The organism is Priestia sp. D51, assembly GCF_053345675.1.
On the sequence record NZ_JBLTIR010000003.1, the window covers coordinates 71,351 to 93,273 of the forward strand.

General features: G+C 37.9%; 22 protein-coding genes and 1 other annotated feature. Of the genes, 18 read left to right on the forward strand and 4 right to left on the reverse strand.

Going from position 1 to position 21,923, the window contains the following annotated elements:
- Window positions 1–111: 111 nt before the first annotated feature.
- A complete protein-coding gene (locus ACNHOZ_RS12305; protein WP_028412377.1) occupies window positions 112–300 on the reverse strand; it encodes a YjzD family protein in 189 nt (62 codons plus the stop codon).
- A 209-nt stretch (window positions 301–509) separates the two neighbouring features.
- Here ACNHOZ_RS12305 and ACNHOZ_RS12310 point away from each other — a divergent pair, with 209 nt between their 5' ends.
- The 3 genes from ACNHOZ_RS12310 (at window position 510) to ACNHOZ_RS12320 (ending at window position 2,588) form a co-directional block, all read left to right on the forward strand.
- Window positions 510–1,250, forward strand: a complete 741-nt coding sequence (locus ACNHOZ_RS12310) for a hypothetical protein (protein ID WP_013055401.1) — start codon at window positions 510–512, stop codon at window positions 1,248–1,250.
- A 181-nt stretch (window positions 1,251–1,431) separates the two neighbouring features.
- The gene (locus tag ACNHOZ_RS12315) at window positions 1,432–2,316 is read left to right on the forward strand and encodes an NAD-dependent epimerase/dehydratase family protein (protein ID WP_033578042.1); all 885 of its coding nucleotides are present in this window, start codon (window positions 1,432–1,434) and stop codon (window positions 2,314–2,316) included.
- Between the two features lie 77 nt (window positions 2,317–2,393).
- Window positions 2,394–2,588: a ComZ family protein gene (locus tag ACNHOZ_RS12320; protein WP_013081746.1), complete on the forward strand. Its 195-nt coding sequence runs from the start codon at window positions 2,394–2,396 to the stop codon at window positions 2,586–2,588.
- Window positions 2,589–2,616: 28 nt separating this feature from the next.
- On the opposite strand, the gene ACNHOZ_RS12325 is transcribed toward ACNHOZ_RS12320, so the two are convergent.
- Window positions 2,617–2,817 (reverse strand): hypothetical protein, encoded by a 201-nt coding sequence (locus tag ACNHOZ_RS12325; RefSeq protein WP_028412375.1) that lies wholly within the window; start codon window positions 2,815–2,817, stop codon window positions 2,617–2,619.
- A gap of 256 nt (window positions 2,818–3,073) precedes the next feature.
- Between ACNHOZ_RS12325 and ACNHOZ_RS12330 the strand changes: the two genes are divergently transcribed.
- The 10 genes from ACNHOZ_RS12330 to ACNHOZ_RS12375 all read left to right on the forward strand — a co-directional run bounded on the left by ACNHOZ_RS12330 (window position 3,074) and on the right by ACNHOZ_RS12375 (window position 13,150).
- Window positions 3,074–4,012, forward strand: a complete 939-nt coding sequence (locus ACNHOZ_RS12330; protein WP_013081747.1) for a beta-ketoacyl-ACP synthase III — start codon at window positions 3,074–3,076, stop codon at window positions 4,010–4,012.
- Window positions 4,013–4,051: 39 nt separating this feature from the next.
- Window positions 4,052–5,293, forward strand: a complete 1,242-nt coding sequence (fabF, locus tag ACNHOZ_RS12335; protein WP_028412374.1) for a beta-ketoacyl-ACP synthase II — start codon at window positions 4,052–4,054, stop codon at window positions 5,291–5,293.
- 106 nt (window positions 5,294–5,399) lie between these two features.
- On the forward strand, window positions 5,400–6,173 hold the full coding sequence (locus ACNHOZ_RS12340; RefSeq protein ID WP_016763040.1) for a DUF2268 domain-containing protein: 774 nt from the start codon (window positions 5,400–5,402) through the stop codon (window positions 6,171–6,173).
- A 226-nt stretch (window positions 6,174–6,399) separates the two neighbouring features.
- The gene (locus ACNHOZ_RS12345; protein WP_048021969.1) at window positions 6,400–7,422 is read left to right on the forward strand and encodes an ABC transporter ATP-binding protein; all 1,023 of its coding nucleotides are present in this window, start codon (window positions 6,400–6,402) and stop codon (window positions 7,420–7,422) included.
- On the forward strand, window positions 7,422–8,405 hold the full coding sequence (locus ACNHOZ_RS12350) for an ABC transporter ATP-binding protein (RefSeq protein ID WP_447697134.1): 984 nt from the start codon (window positions 7,422–7,424) through the stop codon (window positions 8,403–8,405). The genes ACNHOZ_RS12345 and ACNHOZ_RS12350 overlap by 1 nt, the downstream gene beginning before the upstream one ends.
- Window positions 8,406–8,448: 43 nt before the next feature.
- Window positions 8,449–10,188, forward strand: coding sequence for an oligopeptide ABC transporter substrate-binding protein (opp4A, locus tag ACNHOZ_RS12355; RefSeq protein WP_053001505.1), 1,740 nt, complete (start codon window positions 8,449–8,451; stop codon window positions 10,186–10,188).
- Window positions 10,189–10,209: 21 nt separating this feature from the next.
- Window positions 10,210–11,175 (forward strand): oligopeptide ABC transporter permease, encoded by a 966-nt coding sequence (gene opp4B / locus ACNHOZ_RS12360; protein ID WP_016763044.1) that lies wholly within the window; start codon window positions 10,210–10,212, stop codon window positions 11,173–11,175.
- A gap of 11 nt (window positions 11,176–11,186) precedes the next feature.
- The gene (gene opp4C / locus ACNHOZ_RS12365; RefSeq protein WP_013081753.1) at window positions 11,187–12,101 is read left to right on the forward strand and encodes an oligopeptide ABC transporter permease; all 915 of its coding nucleotides are present in this window, start codon (window positions 11,187–11,189) and stop codon (window positions 12,099–12,101) included.
- Between the two features lie 112 nt (window positions 12,102–12,213).
- Window positions 12,214–12,372: a hypothetical protein gene (locus ACNHOZ_RS12370; RefSeq protein ID WP_155017005.1), complete on the forward strand. Its 159-nt coding sequence runs from the start codon at window positions 12,214–12,216 to the stop codon at window positions 12,370–12,372.
- A 28-nt stretch (window positions 12,373–12,400) separates the two neighbouring features.
- Window positions 12,401–13,150 carry a YjbA family protein gene (locus ACNHOZ_RS12375; protein ID WP_028412368.1) on the forward strand — a complete coding sequence of 250 codons (750 nt, stop codon included), beginning with the start codon at window positions 12,401–12,403 and terminating at the stop codon, window positions 13,148–13,150.
- Window positions 13,151–13,180: 30 nt separating this feature from the next.
- Here the strand turns inward: ACNHOZ_RS12375 and trpS are convergent, their stop codons facing one another.
- The gene (gene trpS, locus ACNHOZ_RS12380) at window positions 13,181–14,170 is read right to left on the reverse strand and encodes a tryptophan--tRNA ligase (RefSeq protein ID WP_447697135.1); all 990 of its coding nucleotides are present in this window, start codon (window positions 14,168–14,170) and stop codon (window positions 13,181–13,183) included.
- A gap of 76 nt (window positions 14,171–14,246) precedes the next feature.
- Window positions 14,247–14,451 (reverse strand) — a binding site (T-box leader).
- Window positions 14,452–15,117: 666 nt separating this feature from the next.
- Between trpS and ACNHOZ_RS12385 the strand changes: the two genes are divergently transcribed.
- From ACNHOZ_RS12385 to ACNHOZ_RS12405, 5 genes are all read left to right on the forward strand, one after another.
- Window positions 15,118–16,764 (forward strand): peptide ABC transporter substrate-binding protein, encoded by a 1,647-nt coding sequence (locus ACNHOZ_RS12385; RefSeq protein WP_430053734.1) that lies wholly within the window; start codon window positions 15,118–15,120, stop codon window positions 16,762–16,764.
- Window positions 16,765–16,861: 97 nt separating this feature from the next.
- Window positions 16,862–17,797 (forward strand): ABC transporter permease, encoded by a 936-nt coding sequence (locus ACNHOZ_RS12390; RefSeq protein WP_013055415.1) that lies wholly within the window; start codon window positions 16,862–16,864, stop codon window positions 17,795–17,797.
- A gap of 2 nt (window positions 17,798–17,799) precedes the next feature.
- Entirely contained in the window at window positions 17,800–18,726 is a 927-nt protein-coding gene (locus ACNHOZ_RS12395) for an ABC transporter permease (RefSeq protein WP_014461585.1), read from the forward strand.
- A gap of 14 nt (window positions 18,727–18,740) precedes the next feature.
- Complete coding sequence (locus ACNHOZ_RS12400; protein ID WP_028407470.1) at window positions 18,741–19,811, forward strand: ABC transporter ATP-binding protein; 1,071 nt, start codon at window positions 18,741–18,743, stop codon at window positions 19,809–19,811.
- A 1-nt stretch (window position 19,812) separates the two neighbouring features.
- Window positions 19,813–20,730 (forward strand): ABC transporter ATP-binding protein, encoded by a 918-nt coding sequence (locus ACNHOZ_RS12405; protein ID WP_028412364.1) that lies wholly within the window; start codon window positions 19,813–19,815, stop codon window positions 20,728–20,730.
- 279 nt (window positions 20,731–21,009) lie between these two features.
- Here the strand turns inward: ACNHOZ_RS12405 and ACNHOZ_RS12410 are convergent, their stop codons facing one another.
- A complete protein-coding gene (locus ACNHOZ_RS12410; RefSeq protein WP_310884197.1) occupies window positions 21,010–21,585 on the reverse strand; it encodes a GNAT family N-acetyltransferase in 576 nt (191 codons plus the stop codon).
- Window positions 21,586–21,923: the final 338 nt, after the last annotated feature.

The window sequence follows — 21,923 nt, forward strand, 5'->3', positions numbered from 1 at the left end:
AGAGAAAAGCACTCTCAGTCCTATGTCTTGAATACGAGGTAAGGAAAGAAAGTACTGAGAAGAACCTATGCCAAAAAATAAAAAAAGCGCTGGCTTTACAGCCAACACTTTTTAGTGTTGATTATTTGCTGGTTTATTCGGTACACCCAGTTCTCCAATCAAAATTACAACTAGCGTGAAAACTACTCCAAGGATGGAAGCGGTTGCGAAACTGTAAGTACCGCCCGTCATTGCAGAGATTACGTACACTGCCATATTCATTAGTAAAAAGCCCCAAACAAAAGCCATTACGACACGCATTCTATTCACCTCGTTTACAGTACAGTTTGATTTCATTTTAGCATATAGCAGTCAAATAAGAAATTGAATTTTTTATGAATAAATAAGGGGCGTGCTCCCATGCAGAAACAAAAGAGCAATAAGTCAGAAATAGGCATTATTCTAGTGCGCTTTTTTATGGTTCTATCATACACTGTATGGAACAACTAGTAAGTTACGGAGGAAGAGCTATGATACATCGACGCTTTTTTAGCTTAGATACGCAATGGAATGTCGTACATGTCCCTGAACGACCGAATGGTTTCGGTGTGTTAGTATTGGGTGATAAAGATCATTTTGTTGAAAGTTCAACTAGCTTATGGATTCAGCACGGCGGAAGGTCACAGCTGTTGCAATGTTTACAAGATGAAGGATACACAGTATTTTATTCCAATTTATATGGCCGGCATTGGGGGTCTCCTGAAGCATATCACCTTGCAAAACAACTTTATCATTTAGTAATGAAACAAGAAATTTTAAATAAACGAATTCATATTTTAGCTGAAGGAATGGGGGCTCTGTTAGCGCTGCAGCTAATGGAAAATGACGGGAATACGTTCATTCGATCAGCTGGTTTACTAAATCCGTGTATTGATCTTCATACGCATGCAGAACATGAAAAAAACAATAAATTCTTTTATAAACAATTCACGAAGGACTTGACTCAAGCTTATAAAGTGGAGCGGAAGCAAGTATCAAAGCTAATTAAGGAGTACCCTTCCGTTACGGAATTAAAATCAACGCTGCCCGTGAAGATATGGACCGCGCCTAATGCCTCTACTCATTATCCAATTGCACACAGTAAAAAATATGAACTACATCGTGAAGAACTTCACTCTCCGATTATGCTTTCACTTTATTTGCCTGAAAAAAACTATTTATTTGAACGGTCCCTTCTCCAATTTTATAAACAGCATGAAAAAGTGTTATAAGCAAAGCTTCTATGATTATACATATCATAGGGGCTTTTTGTATAAGAGATAAAAGGAAAAAGAGAGTTCATGATGTTTTTACGGATGAACTACTTTGAAATAAGGAATGAGTACTCTCTATAACTATAGGGCTTTAAGCTTTTGTTTAATAAATGATGAATGAAGAATTGGAGGAAGCGATATGGGAAATGTAGTAGTAATAGGGGCAAACCGCTTTATTGGTTTTCATTTATGTATGACTTTTTTAGACGAAGGTACAGAAGTAAAAGGATATACACATTCTGCTCATAAAGAAGAAGATGATTTGCAGGAAGAGATGAAATTTTTCTTAGGGCGAAACGCTAATTATGTATCGACTGAAGTAGGCGATTCATTAGATATGATTACCTCAGAAACGGATATTGTCTACTTCACATATTTCGATGGAGGAGATTTTTATCATCCTGATTTTTTAAGACAAGAAATGCAAAAAGCGCAGCAAGTACTCATTCAAGCACTTAATAAATGCCGTCAATTCAACATTCGATTTGTGTTTGTTTCTACCATGCGCGTATTTGGAGACCAGCAGCGAAAGATTGAAGAAACAACGATTCCAGAACCGGACAGTAGTGAAGGAAGGCTATACGTTCATTTTGAGCGAATGATAGAAAAATATAAAGATGATGGATGGCCCATTATGATTGTCAGAACGCCCACTCTTTACGGACCTTGGCAGCCTTTGTCAATGTGCTATTCTAAAAATATTGCCGGGTACGAGGAAGCTTTTACCATTATGGAAGGCACGGATTTTATTATTTATATTGAAGACGCCGTCAGTGCACTCAGACGCTGTAAAACTGGTGCATATTCATATGAAGTGGTTCATTTAGTTGAAGAAAAATTACAGCCTTGGAGCGCTGGAGCAAACATTACTCATATGGAGGTGAAGGAAGAAGCGGCTCAAGAAAAATATGAAATCAGCAGGAAAGCGAAAGAACTGCTGCATTTTTCTTCCAAAGTAACGGCTAAAGAAGGCATTTACCTGCAAAAAAAACATATGAGAACATTCTTTTTACCTCTTCATTAAAAGGAGAAAGTTGTACTTATAGAATAGATTCGCTAATATAAGGAGGAATAAATGTTTTTAATAAAGGAGATTTCACTATGGAAGAGCAAAATATGCAATTCATGCAAATTGCAATGAAGTACTTGCCAGAAGCAAAGCAGATTTTAGATGAAACAGGCGTTGAGTTATCAATGGAACACGTACAGCCGGTATTGACATTACTGACAAAAGTAATGAACGACGCCTATGAGCTTGGCAAGCAAGATGCATTAGCTGAAAATGAAAACAACTAAAGAAAACAGCTCGGTAGAATCCGAGCTGTTATTTTTGTTTGTAAAATAAATCGACTAAAGGGGCAAACTGTTTAAGAAGAGGAGCTAGTTCTTCAACGGCGAGTACAATTTCATCGATTTGTTTGAATAATCTTTCCCACTCCTCTCGCTCTCTTTCTTCTCTTGATTTTCTGCGCCCAGCTCCAAACATAAAATCAGAAAAAGCTTCATTTCTTTGTCTTCTTGCCATGATACTCATTCCTTTCACTATTTTAATGGTGGGTAAGTTCTTACCTAATGTCCCATACTAGAGTAAGAGGGACCCGTATGATTACTATATGTAGCATGATAGATACCTGAGTAGGACGAACACCCATATAGACAAAAAATAAAAAATGAAGTAAAATTAGTACCAACTCATAATAATTGATTATATAATCGGTAAATGAAATGACAGATATAGGTTTTATAGGAATATAAGCCTTTTATTTAAAGGAGAGGTTGATATGAACGCTGGCGTTCTAGGAATTGGACGTTATGTACCAGAGAAAGTTGTAACAAATTTAGATCTTGAAAAAGTAATGGATACATCAGATGAGTGGATTCGTACGCGCACAGGTATTCAAGAGCGCCGAATTGCAGCCGATAACGAGGACACATCTGATTTAGCTTATAAAGCAGCAGTTGAAGCTTTACATAAAGCTAACGTCGAGGCAGAAGATATTGACATGATCATTGTTGCTACGGTAACGCCAGATCAACCGTTTCCTACAGTATCATGTATGCTGCAAGAAAAATTGGGAGCAAAAAAAGCAGCTTCTTACGATGTGAGTGCAGCATGTGCAGGATTTATGTACGGCATGATTACAGCTAAGCAATTTATTGAAACTAATGCTTACAAGCATATATTAGTGGTCGGTGTAGAAAAGCTTTCTAAGATTACAGATTGGGACGACCGTAACACGGCTGTTTTATTCGGAGACGGAGCAGGTGCAGTTGTAATGGGACCTGTGTCAGAAGGACGAGGTATTTTATCCTTTGAACTAGGATCCGACGGTACAGGAGGCAAGCACTTGTATCAAAACGAGCTTGATCATATTGTCATGAACGGACGTGAAGTATTTAAGTTTGCTGTTCGACAAATGGGGGAATCTGCTGTTAATGTAATTGAAAAAGCAGGTTTAACAAAAGAGGATGTTGATTTTCTTGTACCTCATCAAGCGAATATTCGTATTATGGAAGCTGCAAGACAGCGATTAGACTTGCCTGAAGAAAAAATGTCTAAAACAATCCAATACTACGGCAATACATCAGCAGCATCGATTCCAATTTCAATTGTTCATGAGCTTGAAGCAGGGAAAATTCAAGACGATGATTTAATTGTAATGGTTGGCTTCGGAGGCGGCTTAACATGGGGAGCTATTGCCATTAGATGGGGAAAATAACACTACATTTTTAAAGCAACTGAAGGAGATGAATGTACGATGAATAAAAAACGTGTAGTTGTAACAGGACTTGGTGGGCTTACACCAATTGGAAATGACGTAGAAACAGCTTGGAAAAACGCAGTAGCAGGCGTGTCTGGCGTTGGTCCTTTAACAAGACTAGATGCAGATGAATTTCCTGCTAAAGTAGCGGCTGAAGTAAAAGATTTTAACGTGGAAGATTTTATTGACCGCAAAGAGGCTCGTAAGATGGATCGCTTTACTCAATATGCGATGGTAGCTGCATTGGCGGCTGTTAAAGATGCGAATTTGACTATTACGGAAGAGATTGCTCCAAACGTCGGGGTTTGGATTGGATCTGGAATTGGCGGTATGGAAACGTTTGAAAATCAATATTCAACGTTATTAGAAAAAGGTGCCCGCCGTGTAAGTCCATTCTTTATTCCGATGATGATTCCTGATATGGCAACAGGACAAGTTTCTATTGCTTTAGGGGCGAAAGGCGTGAACTCTTGTACGGTAACGGCGTGTGCAACAGGTACAAACTCTATTGGTGATGCATTTAAAGTCATTCAACGCGGAGATGCAGACGTGATGGTGACGGGCGGTACGGAAGCACCAATCACGCGTTTATCTATTGCTGGTTTCTGTGCGAATAAAGCACTTTCTACAAATCCAGATCCTGCAACAGCATCTCGTCCGTTTGATAAAGACCGCGACGGCTTCGTTATGGGAGAAGGTGCGGGTGTTATTGTGCTTGAAGAGCTTGAACATGCATTAGCACGCGGCGCACGTATTTATGCTGAAATTGTGGGCTATGGTTCAACAGGAGATGCTCATCATATCACAGCGCCAGCTCCAGGAGGAGAAGGCGGCGTTCGTGCAATGCGTCATGCGATTGAAGATGCAGGTCTACAGCCAAGTGATATTGATTACATCAATGCTCACGGTACAAGTACAGGGTACAACGATAAATTTGAAACGATGGCTATTAAAGAAGTATTTGGTGACCACGCTCAAAAAGTAGCAATTAGTTCAACAAAGTCAATGACTGGCCACTTGCTAGGAGCTGCTGGTGGAGTAGAAGCTATTTTTAGTGTGAAAGCAATTCAAGACGGTATTCTTCCTCCAACAATTAACTATCAAACACCCGATGAAGAGTGCGATTTAGACTACATTCCAAACAAAGCGCGTAAGCAAGAAGTAAAAGCGGTGCTAAGCAACTCACTTGGATTTGGCGGTCACAATGCAACAATCATCTTTAAAAAATACGAAGCATAATGAAAAATTCTAGGCTGACGCCTAGAATTTTTTTTATTTTTAATAACCAAAAGAGTAGCTGTGAACATATCATGAAGCAAAAGGATGAAGAAAGAGAGGGGAAAACATGCCGATTGTTTCAACTTCTACTTGGACGGAGCCGAAAGAAATAAGCCGTTATCTTGCGCGCTATTTTAAGAAATTAAAAGAAAAAGAATATATGGAATTACTTTTTAACTATGGAATGTGTCCGCCTTCTTTAATGTTTATAAAAGAATTAGAAGAAATGAAGAAAAGGCAGGTTTGGAAGAAAGTAAAAGCACATTATGAAAAGCTTAAAAAAGCATGGAATGGGCCGGATGTAGCGGTGCTAGTGCTTCCAAGCAATCCTCGAAATCGAAAAATGCAGCGTGAATTTAACGGAAGAGCAGGTGTCGCTTTTACCGATAAATTATTTGTGTTTATGACAAGCCATACATCCGATGAAGAAATGTTAGCGGTGCTTACCCATGAATATCATCACGTTTGCAGGCTAAAAGCCATTAACAAATCTGATGAAACGATTACTTTGTTAGACGCTATGATGATGGAAGGGTTAGCTGAAAGAGCAGTGGAGGAATATTGTGGTAAAAAATATTTAGCCCCTTGGACAAATTATTATACCATTGAAGAAGCTAAAAAAATGTGGGAAAAGCATGTTAAACCTTATTACAATCTGCGCGCTGACGAAAAAAAATATGATCAACTGTTATTCGGCCAAAATTGGTATCCAGAAATGATGGGCTACAATATCGGTTATCATCTTGTTACTTCATGTATGAAGCCTCACACTTTAACTACTACCCAGCTGCTTCCTCTTAGTACCAATACTATCTTAAAAAAATCTGCGTTCCAACTGTAAAAAAATAAGTTCTATATACCTAAAACAAAAAATAGTAAATTTTATCCTGTTTTCAACAAAAAATTAGGAGGTTTATGCGTTAAAGTGCTGAAGAGATATTCAAAAATCATTATTTTAAAAATAAAAAATATAATTAATTTTCAAAATATATTGATTTTGTAATGGAATTGTAATAATATCTTATTCAAATATAACAATTTTTAGAAAAATGAGGTGTGCACTATAAATGGATAAAAAGCCCGTCGAATCAACACCTTTACTAGAAGTGAAAAATTTACAAACTGCTTTTTCCATTAATGATTCCTGGCATAATGCTGTGGACGACGTGTCGTTTCAAGTCGGACGAAAGCGAATTGTAGGAGTTGTAGGAGAATCTGGCTGTGGAAAAAGCGTATTGTCTTTATCCGTTATTGGGCTATTACCTAAAGTAAATAGTCAAATTAGAAGCGGAAGCGTTGTATTTAACGGAAAGAGTCTTACGCACTTATCAGAGGATGAGATGAATGATGTTCGGGGAAAAGACATCTCAATGATTTTCCAAGAACCGATGACATCTCTCAATCCTGTTTTAACCATTGGGTATCAGCTGCAGGAAGTATTGTTTAACCATATGAATATATCGAAAGCGGAAGCGCGTGAAAAAAGCATTGCGCTTTTAAAAAGCGTTGGTATTTCGAGATCCGAAAAGCTCATCGATGAATATCCGCATCAGCTGTCGGGAGGAATGAGACAGCGCGTCATGATTGCCATGGCGGTAGCTTGTCAGCCTAAACTTTTAATTGCGGATGAGCCGACAACCGCCCTGGATGTTACGGTTCAAGCTCAAATTTTAGAATTGTTAAAAGAAATTCAAGAAAGCAATGATATGTCTATTATTATGATTACTCATGATTTAGGAGTCGTTGCTGAGATGTGTGATGAAGTGATTGTCATGTATGGCGGGAAAATTGTTGAGCATACAGATGTTGATACGTTATTTTATGCCCCAAAACATCCGTACACGAAAGCTCTTCTTCACTCAATTCCACGCATGGAAGATGATGTAGAAGTATTAAATACGATCAAAGGAATTGTGCCTTCTCTTGTAAACATGCCGAGGACAGGCTGTCGTTTCGTTAACCGATGTCCTCATGCAATGGAAGACTGCAGTTCCGTTACGCCTGTTCTTCGCGAGGATTCACAGGGGCATGACGTCGCATGTCTGCTGTATGAAAACAGCTATCCGTCAAAAGGAGTGAAGACAAGCTAATGACTAAAGCAGTGAAAGATGTATTGCTAGAAGTTCAGCATTTAAAAACCTACTATCCTATTCACGGGGGATTTTTTCGAAAGAAAATTGGTGATGTAAAAGCAGTTGACGGTATTTCCTTTGCGATTCGAAAAGGAGAAACGCTCGGTCTGGTAGGAGAATCTGGCTGTGGAAAATCCACGGCAGGAAGGACGATTCTAAGACTGTTGGAACCAACTAGCGGAAAAATTATTTTCGATGGTAAAGATATCACAGAAGCAAGAGGAACTTCTCTCCGTAAAATTAGACAAGATTTCCAAATGGTTTTTCAAGATCCCTATGCTTCCCTCAATCCAATGCAAATGGTTGGAGATGTTATTTCTGAACCAATTCGGAATTTTACAGGAAAATCAACCAATCAATTAAAATCAGAAGTTATGAATCTACTTACAAAAGTAGGGTTACCGGAAGATGCATACTATAAATATCCTCACGAATTTTCCGGTGGACAGCGTCAGCGTATTGGAATTGCACGTGCACTTGCACTTCGTCCAAAACTTATTATTGCTGATGAACCGGTGTCGGCACTTGACGTTTCTGTCCAATCACAAGTTTTAAACCTTCTTAAAGAACTTCAACAAGAATTCGACCTAACCTTTTTATTTATTGCCCATGATTTGAGTGTTGTTAAACATATGAGTGACCGTATCGGTGTTATGTACCTAGGCGGTTTAGTGGAAATTGCTGATAAGAAAAGTCTATACGCAGAGCCGTTGCACCCTTATACGCAAGCGCTTGTATTGGCTATACCTGAACCAGATCCACGGAAGAAAAAACAGCGTATTATTTTACAGGGAGATGTGCCAAGTCCAATTGATCCGCCAAAAGGCTGTGCGTTTCATCCTCGCTGTATACATGCCATGGCAGAGTGCAGCCAAACGAAACCTGCCTTAAAGGAGGTGAGACCTGGCCATCAAGTAGCTTGCCATTTATATAACTCGTAAAAGCTACATACGAACAGATTATTAGTTAAATAGGGGGAACGTCATGATGAAAAAGAAATCGTTTTTATCACTTGTTTCCATTTTGCTTGTGCTATCGCTTTTTCTAGCGGCATGTAGCGGTGGAAGCAGTTCTTCATCTTCTAGTAATAAAGAAGGCGGAGAAGCAAAAACTGAAGGTGCAAAAACAGACAAGCCAAAAGATGGCGGAACGATTACGTATGGAATTGACGGAGCGCCGGAAGGAGTATTCGATTTTAGTTTTTATCAAGGTGAATACGACGCTAACGTTCTGCAGTTCATTAATGAAGGTCTTTATGATTACGATAAAGAAATAAAAATTCAGCCGAACTTAGCTACTTGGAAAATTAGTGACGATAAATTAACGTATACCTTCAAATTAAAAGAAGGTGTTAAATGGCATAACGGCGATGAACTAACAGCCGATGACTTTAAGTATACGTACGAAACAATAGCAAATAAAGATTACACAGGGCCACGTTATGCCAACGTAGAAATTATTAAAGGTGCTCAAGAATATCACGATGGCAAAGCAGACTCTATTTCTGGAGTAGAAGTTGTTGACCCTCATACGTTTAAAGTAACGTTTAAAGACGTTCGAGTAAATAATCTAGATACTTTATGGGCATACCCAATGCCAAAGAAATATTATGAAGGCATTGCTGTGAAGGACCTTCAAGAGTCGAAAAAAGTTCGTCAGGAGCCAATCGGCGTAGGTCCTTTTAAAGTAAAGAAAGTAGTATCAGGAGAGTACGTGGAGTTAGAGCGTAATGATGACTATTGGCAAGGGAAGCCTCACTTGGATAAAGTTGTCGTAAAGGTTATTGACCCATCTGTTGCGGCCGGAGCTTTAAAGAAAAATGAAATCGATGTATTGAGTGTACGCCCAGCAGATTTAGGACAAATCAATAAATTGGACAACATTGAACTTCTCGAAGGAAAAGCATCTATTTATTCTTATATAGGCCTTCGTTTTGGTCATAGAGATAAGGACAAAGGTATCAGTGTAGACGATTATGATAAGTTTAAAGATAAAAAAGTGCGTCAAGCGCTAATGTATGCATTAAATCGACCAGCTATGATTAAAGCGTTCATGAATGATAAAGCAACGGTTTCAAATACGGTTATTCCGTCTGTTTTCTGGTTAGCAGCAGATCCAAAAGACTTAAACCAGTATAAATATAACCCAGAAAAAGCTAAAAAATTATTAGCAGAAGCAGGTTATAAAGATGTAAATGGCGATGGATTTGTTGAAGATCCAAATGGTAAGCCATATAAGATCTCGTTCGGACATTACGCTGGCCCAGCAAACTTTGAGGGGCGCGCAAAAGCCATTATTCAAGCATGGAATGATATTGGTGTGAAAACTGAATTAGCATCGGGTTCATTAATTGAATTTAACTTATACAATGAAATGAAAGAAAACGATGACAAGTCGTTAGATGCATTTTTTGGCTCATGGGGAACAGGATATGACCCAGACCCAAGTATTACGTGGGGATCAAATGCAGAGTGGAACCATGGTCGTTGGATTAATAAAGAATCTGATCAGTTGATTAAAGATTCGTTAAGTGAAAAAGCATTTGATGATAAATATCGTAAAGATGTTTCTGTAAAGTGGCAGAAGTTATTTAACGAAGAGCTCCCAGCCCTTCCTTTATGGGAAAATGTTAACATCTATGCAGTTAATAAACGTCTGAAAAATGTAACGATGGATCCAGACACAATCATCCTAGATTCACATAAGTGGTCAGTGACAGAATAATTAAAAGAAGGAGAATCAACGATGCTACAATACTCATTAAGACGTATTTTAGGAATGATTCCTATGTTGATTCTAATCTCCTTTGTAGTTTTTTCCCTGGCAAAAATGATGCCAGGGGACCCTTTTGGGGGCATGATTGACCCAAGTAAGACAGATCCAAAATATATCGAAGAGATGCGTGATAAGCTTGGATATAATGATCCTATCTACGTACAGTATTGGACTTGGATTAAAGGGGTGCTTCAAGGAGATCTTGGAAAATCAACAACACATAAGTTGCCGACACTTGAGATTATAAAAGAACGTATGCCTAATACTATATTTTTAGCGCTAACTTCATTATTCATTACTTATGTATTTGCTTTTATACTAGGGATGTATGCAGGTAAAAAACCGTATACTTTAGGAGATAATCTAATTGCAGGGTATAACTATTTTGCATTAGCAGTTCCATCGTTCATTGCCGGAATTGTAGGAATTTATTTCTTTTCTTTTCAGCTAGATTGGTTTCCATTTAGCGGTTCAGTAGAAGTTGGATTAGAAAAAGGAACTTGGGCATATATACAAAGTAGAATACATCATGTTATTCTCCCAGCTTTAATATTAGGACTGATGTCAACTGCTCAATATACGCAGTTTTTACGTAATGATATTATTGAAAACAGTCGCAAAGATTTTGTGCGCACAGCCAGAGCAAAAGGGACAAAAGAATCTAAAATTTATAATGTTCATATCTTACGCAATTCGATGATTCCTCTTATCACCTTCTTAGGCTTTGACCTTGTAACAGTAATAGGAGGAGCTATTATTACAGAAACAATTTTTACATACCCAGGTATTGGAATGTTATTTGTGGAATCTGTGTCTACCCGGGATTACTCTGTAATGATGTCACTAACTATGCTATTTTCAGTACTTACGCTACTCGGAAATTTACTTGCTGATGTGTTATACGGCGTAGCAGATCCGCGTATTCGTTTGGATTAGGAGGAGAAAGTATGGAAATTGTAACGAAAAAAGATGTACAGCCAGAAGTGAATATGAAAGCTCCTAAAAACCTTTCTCCATGGGCGATTGCGCGAAAGAAGTTTGTTAAAAATAAACTAGCTATGATAAGTTTAGCTTTCATGATTGTGATTACGCTTCTTGCTATTTTTGCACCTCTGCTTACAAAAGCAGATATTACACGTATCGACTATATGGCGATGAATGCAGCGCCTTCCAGTGAGCATTGGTTTGGAACGGATACGAATGGTCGAGACGTATTTGCACGTACATTGTATGGAGGAAGAACTTCGTTACTGATTGGAGTTGCCTGTACAACACTCGTTATTTTAATCGGAACTCTTATTGGTTCGATTGCGGGTTATTACGGAGGCAAAGTGGACCAATTCTTGATGCGTTTTACAGACTTTGTCTTAAACTTTCCGCTCATTGTTTTTGTTGTAGTGTTAAATACAATTCTAATTGGAAAAATCTCAGGCGTTTGGACGCTCATCCTAGTTGTTAGTTTCCTAAGCTGGGGAAGTACGGCCCGGCTGGTGCGAAGCAAAGTCTTGGCTGAAAAAGAAAATGAATATGTGCTTTCAGCTGTTTCCATTGGGTGCAGCCCGTTTAAAATCATCTTCAAACATTTGCTGCCAAATGTGTTTTCAACGATTGTGGTTCAAGCCAGTTTGCAGATGGCCATCCTTATCGTGTTTGAGTCAGCGATTAGCTTTATCGGTTTTGGCGTGCCGGCTGATACGCCGAGCTGGGGGAATATGCTGACAGAAGCAAGGGAATCAGATGTGCTGCAGAATAAGCCTTGGATGTGGGTTCCGCCAGGTTTAGCTATTACATTTACGATCCTGGCTATCAACTTCATTGGTGAAGGATTAAAAGATGCTTTAAATCCAAAATCTCTTCGTTAAAAATCTATCACAAAAGTGTGATAGATTTTTTTAGGTTTGTCAGACCTCCTGACAAACCTATTACTATAGAAGAAACTCGGATTTTTTCTGCTTATAGGGGTGGATATAGTTCATGAAGCCTGTAGCAATCATTAGCACTGGCGTTATGTCTGAGCTTCGAAATAAGTGCATTTGCATAATAACCAAAAACGAAGGTATTTTACAATTAATTTTTAGAAAAATAACATCATTTGGAATAAAAATTCCTTTCTCTGCCTATACTGATGGATAACAAACAGATAGTAAGTGAGGGGTAAATTATGCTATATCTTCATGATGTATGGGTTAATTGGTTTGAAGGCGAAGAAAACGGTTATAATGTGTGTCATTTCCATGAGTGGAGAAAAGACGATTGTGTAGAACTGCTCGATCAAGCACCGTTATTAAAAGTAAATCCGCTTTTATTTCATTACATTGAAAATGATCTTTCCGAGCTACCTCAACAACTACTACAAGATGTCTATCAGAAAGCATACATTCGGAAAAATCATGAGCGCACGCAGGTTGAATATTGTTTTATTGTTACAGATGGAACGAATATTTTAGCAATTGATACGATGGGATACCATATTCCGATTCGAAAAAGCCGCTTAATTCCAAGACAAGAACAGTTAGTTTATGAGATGATTGCGGATCAAGAAGAGCTAGAATATAAGTTCAGTGAAGACGAGCTAACTAAAAAAGAGCATCATATTCTTTCGCCGTCTCCTGAAACGATGAGAGGGCTAACACGTAAAGAACGTCAGCTAAAACAGCTGTTATTTATGGCACTTGATCAGCTACATACAACAAAAAATACAGCTCAAATCCGCTACTGGTACACAGAGTGGAATCCAACGAAATACGAAGACATTCAAGAGATGCCGTTTCAAGATGTATGGAATCAGCTATACGATGAAACGAAGTCAGGGTGGTCACCGAAACATAAATTATTATGCGAGCGCTTAGTAAAAGGACAACCTTTCTTTGAAAAACTTTGGGAAATTGAACAAGAGCCAAAAGTGAATTAAAAAAACGACTGCATAGCAGTCGTTTTTTTTTTAACGTTTACGGCCAATTCCCATTGCGTTTCGCATTTTGCGAAGCATTTTATTAGCCGTTGCATTTGCTTTATCGGCACCTTGATCTAAAATATCATCTAACTCGCTAGAATCAACTAATTCATAATATCTTTCTTGAATTGGAGCAAGTGCTTCAGCTACTACTTTAGCTGTGTCAGCTTTAAAGTCACCATAACCTTTGCCTTCGTACATTGCTTCAATGTCTTCGATTGATTTATTTGCTAGGATTGAATAAATGCTTAATAAGTTTGAAATACCTGGCTTATTTTCTTTATCGTAGCGAACAATACCTTCTGAATCCGTTACGGCACTTTTGATTTTCTTTTCAATCGTTTTAGCGTCATCCAAGAGCGTAATAAAAGCTTTTTGGTTTGGATCGGACTTGCTCATTTTTTTCGTAGGATCTTGAAGAGACATGACGCGTGCGCCCACTTTTGGAATACGTACTTCAGGAATAGTGAAGATATCATTGTATTTTTTGTTAAAGCGCTCAGCTAAGTCACGCGTTAATTCTAAATGCTGCTTTTGATCTTCACCAACTGGAACCAAATCGGTGTTGTATAAAAGAATATCAGCTGCCATTAGTGGAGGATAAGTTAATAATCCTGCTGATACTGCTTCTTTTCCAGCGGACTTATCTTTAAACTGAGTCATACGCTCAAGTTCACCGATATACGCTACGCACTGTAACATCCATCCTGCTTCCGTGTGGGCGGGCACTTCTGATTGAATAAATAAAGTTGATTGTGCTGGATCAATTCCTACTGCTACATACAGAGCAGCAAGGCTGCGAATGTTTTTACGAAGTGCTAAACGGTCTTGAGGCGCTGTAATTGCATGCTGATCTACAATACAAAAATGACAGTTATAGTCATGTTGAAGTTCAACAAATTGCTTCATCGCTCCAATGTAGTTACCTAAAGTGATTGTACCGCTTGGTTGAATACCTGAAAAAATTGTTTTCATCAAATCTTCCTTTCATCTGCACATATATGATGCTAGTTTACGTATACAACATAAAAAGGCCCATCCGCTCCTAGCATAAGCTAGGGGCGAATGGACCGCGTTGCCACCCTAATTAGCACACATTATTGTGAACTATCTTTATTCATGTAACGTTGAGATCAACGTTCAAGCTTTTCACTTGAAAGCTCCAAAGTCCATTCTGCAGGTTTCAATGTTTGTTCTCACCAGCCACAAACTCTCTAAAAATGAAAACTCTGCATACTACTCTTTTTCACAGCTTTAATTATATAGTTATTCGTTATTATAACGCGAAAAAGCAGGAATTTAAACATCTTATCGCTAAAAAGTTTTATAAGACAATTTACTGGAATTTTTCTGCGATGAAAAAAGACAAGAACCTTTTAATTAAAGCATTTCTTGATGAAAATTTGGTGGAGGATTTGGTAAAAATCTTTTATTTAGTATTTCTAATAACTTTGTAATACTATTGTAATACCTATACTACAAAAAAGATTTTAGACGTCAGACAAGTAGGCACAATCCTTATAAGATAAGGTTTTTTCCCTTATGACAAAAAAATACCATTAAATAATAGTATTGCAATAAATTTTTAAAATATTTATAATAGGCGTAACAAACATATTTTTTACAAAGGTATTACAATTTCTTAATTTTTCAGAAAACACAAAATAGACAATGTTTTGTTTCAATTAGCGGATTTTGTAATGAATAAGTCTTCTACATATTAAGCGCATACATTGGATTTACAGCATGTAAACAATTGATGACAGTTTCATAGGGTAGAAGAATAATTTTGCAGCGAGGTCTTTAACGCTCTACTACGCGAAAAAATAACTGATTATTTTGTATTGAAAGAGGATTAAGAAATTAGTGCATATCAAAAAAATATGGTTGCCACACAAACAAAATTTAATAGGGGGTAACACGCAATGAAGAAAAGGTTGTCGATTCTTTTCAGTTTGCTGCTTGTCATGAGCTTGTTTTTAGCTGCATGTGGATTTAACAAAGAATCTGGTAGCAGTGAAAATGCTAGCAGTGATGGTGGCGACAAGAAAAAAGAGCAAGAGCTTCGCGTAAACATTAAAACTGAGCCTTTTTCACTAAACCCAGGCTTAGCTAATGATTCAACGTCATCAAACGTATTATTACAAACATTTGAAGGTTTAACTCGTATCGGTAAAGATGGAAAGCCTGAAAATGCAATGGCGAAAGATGTGAAGATCAGCGATGATCAAACTAAATATACGTTTACGATTCGCGACGATGCAAAATGGTCAAACGGTGACCCTGTAACAGCAAAAGATTTCGAATATGCATGGAAATGGGCGTTAGATCCTAAAAACGAATCTCAATATGCATATCAATTATACTATGTTAAAAATGCACAAGCTGCTAATGAAGGAAAAGGTTCATTAGATGATGTTGCCGTTAAAGCAACAGATGATAAAACGCTTGAGGTAACATTAGAAAACCCAACGCCATATTTCTTAGAATTAACAGCTTTCTATACGTACTTCCCAGTGAATACGAAAATTGCTGAATCAAATGAAAAATGGTACACAAATGCAGGCGAAAACTATACGTCAAACGGTCCTTTCAAGCTTAAAACTTGGAAACATAACGACAAAATTGAGTTAGTTCCTAATGAAAACTATTGGGATAAAGATGCTGTAAAACTTAAAAAAGTTGAAATGTACATGATCAATGATAACAACACTGAACTTTCAATGTTCAAAAACGGTGAATTAGACTGGGCGGGTATGCCTACCGGTCAATTACCAGCTGATGCACTTCCTGAATTAAAGAAAGACGGTTCATTAAACATTCAAGAAATTGCAGGTACTTACTGGTACAAGTTTAATACAGAACAAAAACCTTTAGACAATGTGAACATTCGTAAAGCATTAGCTTATGCAATTGATCGTAAAGGTATTACAGAACAAATTACAAAAGACGGTTCAGTTCCAGCGATGGCGGCTGTACCACCAACAATGTTTGAAGATAACAAAAAAGGCTACTTCAAAGACAATGATGTGAAAAAAGCAAAAGAATATTTAGAAAAAGGCTTGAAAGAAATGGGCCTTAAAGATGCTTCAGAACTACCAGCAATTAAGGTTTCATACAACACGGATGAAAAACATGCAAAAATTGCACAAGCTGTTCAAGATATGTGGAAGAAAAACCTTGGTATTAAAGTACAGTTAGACAACTCTGAGTGGGCTGTTTACATTGAAAAATTACACCAAGGAGATTATCAAGTTGGACGTATGGGCTGGTTAGGAGACTTTAACGATCCAATCAACTTCTTAGAATTGTTCCGTGATAAAAAAGGCGGAAACAATGATACAAACTGGGAAAACCCAGAATATAAAAAGTTATTAATTGACTCTCAAAAAGAAACAGATCCTAAAAAACGTCTGGAAATGTTGAAAAAAGCAGAAGGTATTTTCATGGATGAAATGCCAGTGGCACCAATCTACTTCTATACAAACGCTTGGGTACAAGACAAGCAGCTGAAAGATGTTGTGATGTCTGGACTTGGAGACATTCAGATTAAGTGGGCTCATTTTGAGTAAGTAACATCAATTATGACAAAGGGTATATGGGGCCTGGTGCTCCATATACTTTTCTTTCTTGTGCGCGAATTTTGTAAAAATATGGAGGTGTGTCAGGGTGTTCAAATATATAGGAAAACGACTTATTTATATGTTTCTATCATTATGGCTGATTGTAACAGCGACCTTTTTCTTAATGCGTGCTGTTCCAGGAGGTCCATTCACATCAGAAAAGCAGCTTCCCCCTGAAATTCAAAAAAATCTAAATCAGTATTACGGTTTAGACCAGCCTTGGTACCATCAGTACTTTGATTACTTAACATCAATTTTAAAGTGGGATTTTGGGCCATCTTTCAAATATAAAGGCCAAACGGTAAATGATTTGATTAACGGAGGTTTCCCTGTTTCATTCATGCTAGGGATGGAAGCTATTTTAATAGCAATTGCTATTGGTGTAGTACTAGGTGTTATTGCTGCTTTAAAACATAATAAGTGGCAAGATTACACGGCGATGGTTATTGCAGTTCTAGGAATCTCAGTTCCAAGTTTTATCATGGCAGCGGTATTACAATACGTTCTGGCTATGAAACTACAAATTTTTCCGGTTGCACGCTGGGAATCTTGGGCGCACACGGTGTTACCAGCTCTCGCACTTGCTTCAACCCCTATGGCGTTTATCGCACGATTAACTCGGTCGAGTATGCTTGAAGTATTAAGCAATGATTATATTCGTACAGCGAAAGCAAAAGGTTTGAGCAGAGGCGTTATTACAGTTAAGCACGCCATGCGAAATGCGATGCTTCCAGTCGTATCCTATATGGGACCTTTAGTAGCAGGGATTTTAACGGGTAGCTTTGTTATTGAAAAAATATTTGGTATCCCGGGATTAGGTTCACACTTTGTACTCAGTATCTCAAACCGAGATTATACAACGATTATGGGCGTAACGGTGTTCTACAGTATTTTACTACTTTTTTGTATCTTGCTTGTAGATATTGCATACGGCTTCATTGACCCTCGAATTAAACTTACAGGTGCTAAGAAAGGAGAGTAACTATGCAGCAACTTCCGAAAATTCCTAAAGAAATGTTTGAAACAGCAGGGATTGACCATGCTCAAGCAGAAAAGATTGAAAAACCGAGTCTTTCATTCTGGCAAGATGTTTTTATTCGTTTTCGCAAAAATAAGCTTGCTATGTTTGGTGTAGTACTAATGGTTCTCCTTGTTTTTATGGCTATATTTGGTCCATTGATGGTGAAATATGATTATGCAACTAATGACTTACTGAATGCTAATCAGGCTCCATCTTCTGAGCACTGGTTCGGTACAGATGAATTAGGGCGTGATGTTTTTGCTCGTACGTGGGAAGGCGCTCGTATTTCATTATTTATCGGGTTAGCAGCAGCTTTAATTGATTTATTCATCGGCGTAGTTTGGGGAAGCATCTCTGGATACCGCGGCGGCCGTACGGATGAAACAATGATGCGTGTTGCGGATATCTTATATGGTGTTCCTTACCTTTTACTGGTTATTATTTTAATGGTTATGCTTGGCCAAGGGTTAGGCACGATGATTTTGGCGATGACCATTACTGGCTGGATTAACATGGCCCGTATTGTACGTGGACAAGTATTGCAGTTGAAAAACCAAGAGTACGTAATGGCTTCACAAACATTAGGAGCAACCACAAAGCGTATTTTATTTAAACATCTTATTCCGAATGCAACAGGTCCAATTTTAGTAACAATGACACTAACGATTCCTTCAGCAATCTTTACAGAAGCATTTTTAAGCTACTTGGGACTAGGCGTTCCGGCACCGCTTGCAAGCTGGGGAACAATGGCTTCAGAAGGCTTACCTGCTTTGGAATACTATCCTTGGCGCTTATTTTTCCCAGGTTTGTTTATCTGTTTAACAATCTTAGCGTTCAACGTAATTGGTGATGGATTACGAGATGCGTTAGATCCAAAACTACGTAAGTAAGGAAGTGAACTCATATGTCACGTTTATTAGAAGTAAAAAATTTAGCTGTATCATTTAAAACATATGGCGGAGAAGTTCAAGCTGTTCGCGGCGTTAACTTCCACTTAAATAAAGGTGAAACGCTAGCAATTGTTGGTGAGTCAGGATCTGGTAAAAGTGTAACTTCACAAACAATCATGCGCCTTATCCCGATGCCTCCTGGACGAATTAAAAGCGGTGAAATGCTGTTTGATGGCATTGATTTAGCAAAGAAAACGGATAAAGAAATGGAAGCTATTCGCGGTAAGGATATCGGTATGATTTTCCAAGATCCGATGACTTCTTTAAATCCAACAATGAAGGTTGGAGCTCAAATTGGTGAAGTCGTAATCAAGCATTCCAAAGTATCTAAAGCGGAAGCGAAAAAACGTGCAGTCGAGTTATTAACGCTTGTAGGCATTCCTTTTCCAGAACAGCGTGTGAATCAATATCCGCATGAATTCAGCGGAGGGATGAGACAGCGTGTTGTCATTGCGATGGCTCTTGCTTCTAATCCGAAATTACTGATTGCTGATGAACCAACAACGGCGCTTGATGTAACAATTCAAGCTCAAATTTTAGAGTTAATGAAAGACATTCAGAAAAAAACGGATACATCTATTATCTTTATCACCCATGATCTTGGTGTAGTAGCAAATGTAGCAGATCGAGTAGCCGTTATGTACGCTGGTCAAATTGTTGAAACGGGCACAGTGGATGAAGTGTTTTACGACCCAAAACATCCGTATACGTGGGGACTGCTAGCTTCTATGCCAAGCTTAGATAACGAGGCGGAAGAAGAGCTGGCTGCTATTCCTGGAACGCCGCCAGATTTAACGAATCCTCCAAAGGGAGATGCATTTGCAGCGCGAAATCCGTACGCAATGAAAATTGATTTTGAACAAGAACCTCCAATGTTCAAAATATCGGATACGCACTATGCAAAAACATGGCTCCTACATCCCGATGCACCAAAAGTAGAGCCGCCTGCTTCAGTTCAGCGCCGCATGCGTAAAGTTGATAATGTATACAGTACACCTGTACTCGTAGCGAAGGATGGTGAATAACATGACAGATAAATTATTAGAGATTAAAGGCCTAAAGCAACATTTTTTCACAAGTAAAGGAACAATTAAAGCGGTTGATGGTCTGACGTTTGACATCTTCCGCGGAGAGACGTTAGGTCTTGTAGGTGAATCTGGTTGCGGAAAGTCAACGACAGGCAGAACGATTATTCGTTTATATGACGCTACTAGCGGTGAGGTGCTATTTAATGGCGAAAATGTACATGGTCGCAAATCTCGCTCGGAGCTTAAAAAATTCAATCGTAAAATGCAAATGATTTTCCAAGATCCATATGCGTCACTTAACCCTCGTATGACCGTAGCAGATATCATAGCAGAAGGCATTGACATCCACGGTTTAGCTAAGACGAGAAAAGAGCGTATGGCAAAGGTTCACGAGCTTCTTGAAACAGTGGGGCTCAACAAAGAACATGCAAATCGCTATCCACATGAGTTTAGTGGCGGCCAGCGTCAGCGTATCGGTATCGCAAGAGCACTGGCAGTAGAACCTGATTTTATCATCGCAGATGAACCAATCTCAGCTTTGGATGTATCTATACAAGCTCAAGTTGTTAACTTAATGAAGAAGTTACAGCGTGAACGTGGACTAACCTATTTATTTATCGCCCATGATTTGTCAATGGTAAAATACATTAGTGACCGCATCGGCGTTATGTACAGAGGTAAGATTGTAGAGCTTGCACCAAGTGATGAACTTTATCGAAACCCTGTTCATCCATATACAAAAGCGTTGCTTTCAGCTATTCCGCTTCCCGATCCTGACAGTGAAAAAACGCGTCAGCGCAAAATTTATGATCCAAGTATCCATGATTATAACGGTGAAGAACCGGAGCTTAGAGAAGTATCTCCAGGTCACTACGTGTCTTGTTCTCAAGCAGAGTTTGCCGCATATACAACCTAACAAAAACGATCTCACAACGAGGTCGTTTTTTATTTAGTTATCAAAGAACGCTAAACTTTAAATTGGAAAAAACATGTAAGAACAAGTGACATTAGCGCTTTACAGGTATTATACAATACAGGATTAGAAAATACTATTAAAATTTTCAGAATTTTATATTTAAGACAAAATATCTATGTTAAAACCTTATAACTAAAGGAATATAAGTGATTAATAATGTTGTGTGTTGAATAATAATTCAAAAATATAAAAGAAGGTAGACGTATGCCTACCTTCTTTTTATAAATCTGCTAAGATATCGCCGTCTTTACGATTTTTGTCAATTTTTAATACTTGATCTGCCGGCTGATAAGACGCACCATATATTTCTTTGTCTTTGTAAGTATGAATTAACTCGTACGTTTTTTTCATTTTATTTAAAATGCTTTCCTCTGTTTCAGAGGTAGGAGACCAGTATAGAATTTCCATCTGATTAACTTCATTTGTAGCTAATGAGCGGCGGTTATAGCCGATTGTTTGAGCATGCTTAAAGTCTGCACGTTTATAAAAATGCAGTCTTTTTGCTGAGTCTGAATCTTTATAGTCTATAGGCTCTACTTCTAGGATAATTGGTTTGTTATGTTGTTTTAACTCATCAATTAATTTACCGCCAAGCCCTTGACCTCTAGCGTCTTTTGAAACAAAGAGGTAATCAACAAAGATAAATTGGTCTGTTTCCACGTACATTAATACGTGATGAGGTCCTTCATTTTTATGATAAATATCGCTGCGTTCTTGTAAAAGCGTTTCGATATGCTTCTTTGATTTCATTTCTTCAATGGGAAAATATTGACTTAGTTTTTGATACCAATTCATAGCACCCTCCTACTGATCTTTTCATGATGATGTTCATAATAGTGTTTAAACAGTTATCTTATCTTTACCCTTTTTGGGGAAAAGTAAGCATCTATAATTGAAAATAAGGAAAAATAATAGATTTATTATTCTTAATAGTTAGAAAATTATAGCAGAATAAGAACATATAATGTGAAAAATGGTTTTTATTATATTTTTATTGTAAGTTTATTTGTGAAAATCACAAAAAACTATCGCATTTTTTGTGATTTTTGATAAAATGAACAAAGTGAAGTTTTTTTAATATTGTATTTTATAGATGTGATAGCGGTAAAAATGCAGGTGTGGAACTTGCATTA